The sequence below is a fragment of the Nitrobacter sp. 62-23 genome (genome assembly GCF_001897285.1).
Classification (GTDB): Bacteria; Pseudomonadota; Alphaproteobacteria; order Rhizobiales; family Xanthobacteraceae; genus Nitrobacter.
In genome coordinates this window covers 1-6,909 of record NZ_MKSM01000062.1, presented here as the reverse complement: position 1 = coordinate 6,909, position 6,909 = coordinate 1, and the positions used below count along the sequence as shown (strand labels likewise).

The following is a 6,909-nucleotide window of genomic DNA, read 5'->3' as shown; positions in this document are numbered from 1 at the left end:
ACTGTCAAGATAAGGCGATCAATTCCTCAAGGGCGTATGCCTTCGAGCCGTACACACCCGATAGGTCGCGGTTGAGTCGCGAGCGGTGGCCGCTCGCGTGACCCAGTTCATGCAGCGCCGTGCGGTGCCAGTTAATCGGCTCGAAATAAGCCGCCGGCGGCGGCACCTGCACAAAGTCTTCGGCCGGCCGGTAGAAGGCGCGGTTGCCGCCGATGCGGAAGTCGATGCCGGTCGCCTTGATCAGCGTCTCCACGCGCGGCTCGATCATGCCGGGTAGCGGCGGCGGATTGGCCGTCGCGATGTCGTCGGGAAGGCCATCGCATTGATCGGTATTGAAGACGGTGAAGCGCTTCAGGAAGGGAATAGCCTGCGCATCCTCGCCGGTCTCGGCGGCGCGCTTCTTCTCATCATCGGGAATGAAACGGTCGGCATAGACGACGGTCGTCCCGCGCTCGCTTTTGCGAACGTGCCCTCCGAGCGCGAGGGCCTGACGGAAGGTGAGCCAGCTTTGGCCGCTGAAGCCGTGGTCAATCACGGCACCCCACAGGATCAGAATATTGACGCCCGTGTATTGCCGTGACGTCGAAGCGTTCTTCGGCATCGCCAGCGGCGCTTTCGCGGCCGCCGTACCCCAAGGCTGAACCCAAGGTACACGGCCCGCCTCCAACTCGGCGATGATCTTGCCGGTGATTTCATCGTAAAGGCTCGCCCGACTTCCGCCGGCGCGCGCATGCTCAAAGTGTCTGGACATCGCGGGTCTCCGCGACGGACGCTAGAGGCCTCTCCTCCAGCCCTTAACCCGTCACGGCCAACCCGGCCCGCACTCTCACTCTCTATATGACACCCTCTCCACACGCGCCGACGGTCCCGTCAGCCGCAAGCGCTTTTGCAAGCGTCTCGTCAAGGATGGATGCGCAATACGCAGCGAGCAGCGCGATGGCCCGTGAGTCAGATCGTCGCAGGCAATTGCGCAATTCTACGCTCCAACTCTCCTCCGGGTGCTTCCACGACGCTTCCACGAGACTTTTTCGAGGGATGGAAATCAAAAAGCAAAAGCCCCCGAAAACATATTGTTTTCAGGGGCTTGTTGACTGGTTGCGGGGATAGGATTTGAACCTATGACCTTCAGGTTATGAGCCTGACGAGCTACCGGGCTGCTCCACCCCGCGCTAAACTTTTGCGTATCTAAGAAAATCGTCGCTGGGAGGCGCCTTATCAGCGCTCAAGGCGCCGACTGATTTACCGTCTGGAGGCTCCTGAGAATGCACCCCCAGGAAACGCCCCACAGTGCGTAGCGTATGTATCAATATAGGTTTACTTTGGAAAGGGCTGCGGCTCATATTTTCCGAGTTTTATAATGCCGGAGGTAGGGCCTTTCAGAAATCCTGTGGATTCTCCGAGATTTCATAGCTGACTTTTTCTCAATCATATGAATCAAGCCAAGCTTCGTCGCGAGTGGACGTCGCTGTTCGAAAAACAGCATCACATCCGCTCTCCACCTCTGCCGCGCAATCGCCGTTTAATGTCGTAGCAGACTTAAAAACACTCAAGGGCCCAGAGCATTTTCGTCTCTGATTAGATCAGAAACGAAGCTCGGCGGACCAAAGGTCGTGAACGGTCGTCCGAAAGCCAGATTCGGCGATCTACGGCCATAGGCCTATCGTCGCCCTGAGCGGTACGCTTAAGAATCCCGATCCCATACGGATCAACCCGACATTTGGATTCCGTATCGACCACTGGTATGAGGCCGCGGACTTCTGGGAAAATTCCTAACAGCGTTAGCGCGGACTAAGGGCTGGAATCAAATTACTTGCAAGCTTCCTGACCAGACCGATGAAGGCTGCCGTCCAAGCCAACAGCGCGACGTAAATAAAAACATCCGCGATGGGGCGCAAAAATTCCAGCCGCATGGCGCTGGCCATCTCGTACGTGCAGACGGTGTACATACCTAGCGGAAAGACCGCACTCCAATATGCCGGATCGTATCGAAGCGGAAATCGCCGATGGAAATGCCGCCAAACGACAAGAACGATAAGCAGTGGAATCCACCAAGTTCCGGCCGCCCAGAAAAAGATCGTGAACCCTTTGAGGAAGGGAAGCAACTCATCGAGAAACCATGCATCCGCGGCATTCTCGATCAAGATCGATCCGGCGAGCGTCGAGATCGCCATCGCTCCCATGTTGATCCAGTATGAAGGCACAAAATCCGCTGGCGAGAACTTAAAGAACATATAGCGGTAGAAAATCAGCGAGATAATCGAAATGTACAACATGCCTCCCCACAGCAGCATCGAGAGGGCAAGAAAATTGACATCCAGACGAAGGGGTTGACTGATATGCCGCGCGATGAGTGCGCTAAGGAGCGAAATCGCTTGCGTCGAGACCACTGCGAGCAGCCAAGCGCCTGTGATGCCCTGATCGATGGTCGGCTTGGTCTCCATGATCGTCAGATTGGCAAAAATCGTGTAGGTCAGGATGATCCAGAGTAAAATACCAAAAATCCAAAGTCCCAGCGCGAGGTTAAGGGCCCCCGCAAGTATCAGCTGATTTGCCATTACGCCCGTGGCAGCGACCGCAGAGAGAAATCCTGGCGCCGAGCGGTGGTCTGTCAGATCTGCGATCAACGCTCGACGGTAACGTATGAGCCGCCACGACGTGAGAATCCAAAGCACAACAAACTGAGTTGCGTTCAGCCACAGGAGAGCGACCGCGATGGGATGAAAGCCTGCCCGCTCAGACGCAATGGAGACGATCCCCGTCGCCATAACAAGCGCGAAATATGCCGGTGAGAGGCGGCGGGCACCGCGCATGCGAAGCCGGAAGCGACGTTTTGATTTGTCGAGCGGCTGCACTAGACTTTGTTAACCTTAAGCTCAAGCACCGTTTCAACGCTACCGCCCCGATGTCGGGGCGGCAATGATGTCTTAGAAAATACCGACATCACATCGGGAGCCGTTCTCAAGAAGCGGCCTCAATGTGCGGGAACAGCCTCGGCGATCGTGTCGCGGATCGGTTGAACATCTCTGAAGCCGACTCGCGAAAACGCTACGTAAAATGCAGCGAAGTTCATCAACGCCCAGACGATGAAACCCAGCGTGTAGCCGCCAAGGAGGAAATTGCTGGCGGCCAGGATTGCTGTCATCGTGAACCCGCACGCGGCACCTGCAGCTTTCGCCAGTCCGCTGACAGCACCTACGTGCTGGAAATAGATCGGGATGAGCTTGATGACAGCCGCTGCCGCAGCGCCAGACAGCAATGCAAGCCCATAAATGGCAACCAATTCCAAGCTTAGCGAAAGCTGCAACGCAAGAAGAATGGCTAAGCCGGACATAGCTCCGAACATCCAGGTCAGAAGTGACAGAACTTCATACCGATCGGCAAGCCAACCACCGAGTGGGCGCGTAATGGCTACGCAGACGACCAGTAACGGAGTATAGAACGCCGACGCGCTTGTGGGGTTCACATGCCAATAATCGACCAAGTAGGTCGGCATCGTCGACGCAAAGAAAACAAGCGTACCAAAAGCAACCCAATAAAGCCCCGGCACCAGCCAGACGACAACGCCTGATCGATATACGGCGAAGATCTCTCGCATCGACGTATTCTTAAGCTTCCTGTTCGGAGGGTCAGACGTAAAGAACATGTAAATCGCCGCCATCAGAAGCGTAGGAATAGCGAAGATCGGAAAAATAATACGCCATCCCTCAGGGTCCGAGGCGTCCGCGAGACTCGTAATCACGAACGTCACGACCATCATGCCGATAGTAATACCGACATTGCCTAAGGCGAAAAGACCCAAAGCCATACCCTGTTTCGATTTTGGATACCACGATGACACATGGGCATTACCGACCACGAAGGTTGCCCCGCCGAGTCCAAGCATCGAGCCAAGAAAAAGGAAGGAATAATAGCCTTCGGCAAAAGTTCCAAAAATCAGAACAACCGAGAGGCAGACCAGCAGCACCGTAAATACAGTGCGGCCGCCGAACTGATCGGTCCAAATACCGAGGGGTATACTGATCGCCGCAGCAAAAAGCGGTTCCATCGCCGCCAAAACAAGTACCTGAGTACTCGTAAAGTGATACCACTCAATGAGAAAAGGCGCGAGGGCAGAAAACATTCCCCAAATCGCGAAACCAAGCGAAAACGCCATGGTCGATATAAACAAAACCCTCGCGTTGCCCTGAGGCTCGTTCGCCTTATCAACCCCGATATGTTCCACGGGTAGCTCCTACAAAAATGTACCTAGCAGGTTCGTGCGTTGAATTAAAAGCTATCGTTTCGACTCGGCCCAACCCGCTTGACTTACTACTTACCCCTCTCGTCTATCTGAGAGAGGGAGATCATACACCAACGAGGGATGGGGCCGCCATAACGTCAGGACAGATATTCCTTTAACGTCAACAGGGTCGCCGCATAAGGCTCGCCGGCGAGCAACAACTCGCCGGCGATACTCTGCACGTCACGTTTAGAATTTCTCAAATTCTAGCTGCGGCGCTAACGATTAGTGCGCTTGCCTTACAGTGTTTCTGATCTGCAACTGATAGGGCCGCCAGAGGTACCAGAACGGGAACATAATCAAGTGCACCAGCCGGGAGAATGGGAACAACGCGATCACCACAAACCCGTTAAGCATGTGCGCTTTGACGGCGAACGGCAGCGCTGACACATAATGCGTCTGGGGATTCAACGCTACAAGCGAGATCAGCCACGGCACAGCCGTATCAATATACCAGTCAGCACCCCAACGGTAAGCAAGTGAAACCCAAAAACCGAGTGCCACCTGTACGAGCAGCGCGACCAGCAACACGCCATCCATCGGACTTGTGACAGCAAGAATCCTTTCGGTCGTGAAGCGGCGCACCATCAGCACACAAAGCCCGATCAATGCAGCCAAACCGAAGGTGAAGCCGATCAGTTCAATCGTATATAGAGCCGTCGACGTTGCTGTGAGACTTGCCCACATACCGGGAACCAAGAATCCAATGAGGTGCGCAAGCAAAACTACGACAATACCATAATGCCATGGCACCGAACCCCAAAACAGCCGCCGATTCTCTAAGAGCTGGGACGACAGCGTAGAATAGGAAAAGCGGTTGGTGCGATATCTGTGAACGCCTCCGAGCACCGCTACCACGATCGCCAAGTATGGCAGAACCGCAAACAGGAATACGTCATACATAGAATTTGCCTCCGTCACACATGGGATATGTCTCTCACGCTCGCCAATCTAGCAGGTCGTCTGCGGCGACCTCCGCGAGTGGCTTGTAAACCTTGAAATGTTGTCGGCCAGCCTGTGTCCAAAACACAACATGCGTTTCCACTGGCGGGCAGCCCGGGTCGGAGCACGGAAGCTCCGACACCATGATAGTCTCATCCTCATCGAGATTGAATCGCTCGCGTGTCCAGCCAAGCACACGTTCCTGCTCAGCCGATCTGTCAGCGCGCTTCTTCGTCATCCCTTCATTCAATAAGAGACGAAGAGCATCAAGTGCCTGATGGTACGGATGCGTACGTTTTTCAGCCTCTTCGATATCGTAATCTTCGCTCATCGCCAACAGAAAGCCGCCCTCAAGAACATCGCCTTGGCTCTGACCCTTCATTTGCTTCCGGTCATCGTTCTGACTCTGTCCATCAAGCAGCTTTCGCGCTTCACGCTGCTGATCCTTTAGCTGCTTACGTAACTCCCGGTCATCCAGCTTTGCTCGCTCGATACCAGTGTCGCCGTCAATATCAGCGTGACCATGTTGATGACCGTCAGTTTCCGGCTTCGTTGTCATGCGCTCAAGCGCCGGCAACAAGCCCTTGTTCAGCAGCGCATCGACGTCCTCGCCATCATTCTGCGCAGCATATCGCAGTACAATCGACAGACGATCCGGAATTTCCGAAGCGTCCGATTCAAAACCACTGGCGCGATAGCTTTTCTTCAGTTCCACCAAAAATATACTGCGCTTGTAATTCTCGCCAAACAGCTGATAACCCACATACGGATGACATATGGAGTTCAGATCAAAAAAGCCGCTATAAACCTCCTGCAGTTTTCCAACACCAGTTTCCTCGGCAAAGCTCCGGAAGCTCTCCAGCAAAGCTGCCGCCTGTGGCTGAACACCACGAACCAGCGCCGCACACTCTGACGCCTTGCCTTCCAGACCCGGGGCAGGATAATCGAGGATGTCAGCGAACAGATCCAATACCTTGGAGCGATTCGAGTACAAAACCTCAGCGCGGTGTGAAAAGCGACTCATGGTCTTTATACTGCGTCTTTGTCTTTTATGCTGTGTCTTTGATTATGCATGGCAAGGCCATCCATAGACGCCGACGACCAACCACCCAACTTCGTGATCGCGAGCGGATCGATCTACGTGAGACCCGGTTGGGCCAAAGCCCAACCGCTGTCTTACGCTGGTAACGTGGCGAAACGGCTATGGTCCTCTCGCCGGATCGGTGTGGAAGCCGACGCCGACCTCACCCTTGCGAATCGGATAGTTGTGCGAGACCGGATCGAGCTGCGGGAACAGCGCATCAACCGCTGTTTCTCGCTCCATCGGCGGAACCACAAAACGCTCCTCAAAGGTCGGCATCGACGTCAGCCGCCAGATCGCCTCCACCTCGGCCGCGGTGGTCTTGCCATCGGCAAGCGCCCGCTGCACCTCCTCCTCCGGGATATCCTTCACCTTCTTCGAACGCATGTAGACCCGTACCGCAACAAGCTTGCGATAAACGTCCTTGATCAGCTCCTCGTTGCCGCCCGACAACAGGCTCGCCATGTAGCGCAGCGATACGCGCGACCGCTCAAGCGAACTCATCAACGGGCCCAACCTCGATTCAGAAGCAATGTTGTCGTAGACGCCATTCTCCACCTTGGCGAGCACCGGACCCAGCGGCGGCACGTAGAACAGCATCGGCAGC

General features: G+C 55.1%; 4 protein-coding genes, 1 tRNA gene and 2 pseudogenes. All 7 read right to left on the bottom strand.

What is annotated here, in order from left to right:
- Positions 1–13 precede the first annotated feature (13 nt).
- Positions 14–751: pseudogene (locus tag BGO16_RS05020) on the bottom strand (ArdC-like ssDNA-binding domain-containing protein); the annotation flags it as partial.
- A gap of 341 nt (positions 752–1,092) precedes the next feature.
- A tRNA-Met gene (locus tag BGO16_RS05015) sits at positions 1,093–1,169 on the bottom strand.
- A gap of 609 nt (positions 1,170–1,778) precedes the next feature.
- Positions 1,779–2,852 (bottom strand): tellurite resistance/C4-dicarboxylate transporter family protein, encoded by a 1,074-nt coding sequence (locus tag BGO16_RS05010; protein ID WP_292617489.1) that lies wholly within the window; start codon positions 2,850–2,852, stop codon positions 1,779–1,781.
- 119 nt (positions 2,853–2,971) lie between these two features.
- Positions 2,972–4,222 carry an MFS transporter gene (locus BGO16_RS05005; RefSeq protein ID WP_292617488.1) on the bottom strand — a complete coding sequence of 417 codons (1,251 nt, stop codon included), beginning with the start codon at positions 4,220–4,222 and terminating at the stop codon, positions 2,972–2,974.
- A gap of 282 nt (positions 4,223–4,504) precedes the next feature.
- Entirely contained in the window at positions 4,505–5,182 is a 678-nt protein-coding gene (gene narI, locus BGO16_RS05000; RefSeq protein ID WP_292617487.1) for a respiratory nitrate reductase subunit gamma, read from the bottom strand.
- A gap of 34 nt (positions 5,183–5,216) precedes the next feature.
- Positions 5,217–6,245, bottom strand: coding sequence for a nitrate reductase molybdenum cofactor assembly chaperone (gene narJ, locus BGO16_RS04995; protein WP_292617486.1), 1,029 nt, complete (start codon positions 6,243–6,245; stop codon positions 5,217–5,219).
- A gap of 177 nt (positions 6,246–6,422) precedes the next feature.
- A pseudogene (narH, locus tag BGO16_RS04990) lies at positions 6,423–6,909 on the bottom strand (nitrate reductase subunit beta); the annotation flags it as partial.

Bases quoted from the DNA above. Each gene is read 5' to 3' on its own strand.
- narI (WP_292617487.1), bottom strand. From the start codon at position 5,182: ATGTATGACGTATTCCTGTTTGCGGTTCTGCCATACTTGGCGATCGTG.
- narJ (WP_292617486.1), bottom strand. From the start codon at position 6,245: ATGAGTCGCTTTTCACACCGCGCTGAGGTTTTGTACTCGAATCGCTCC.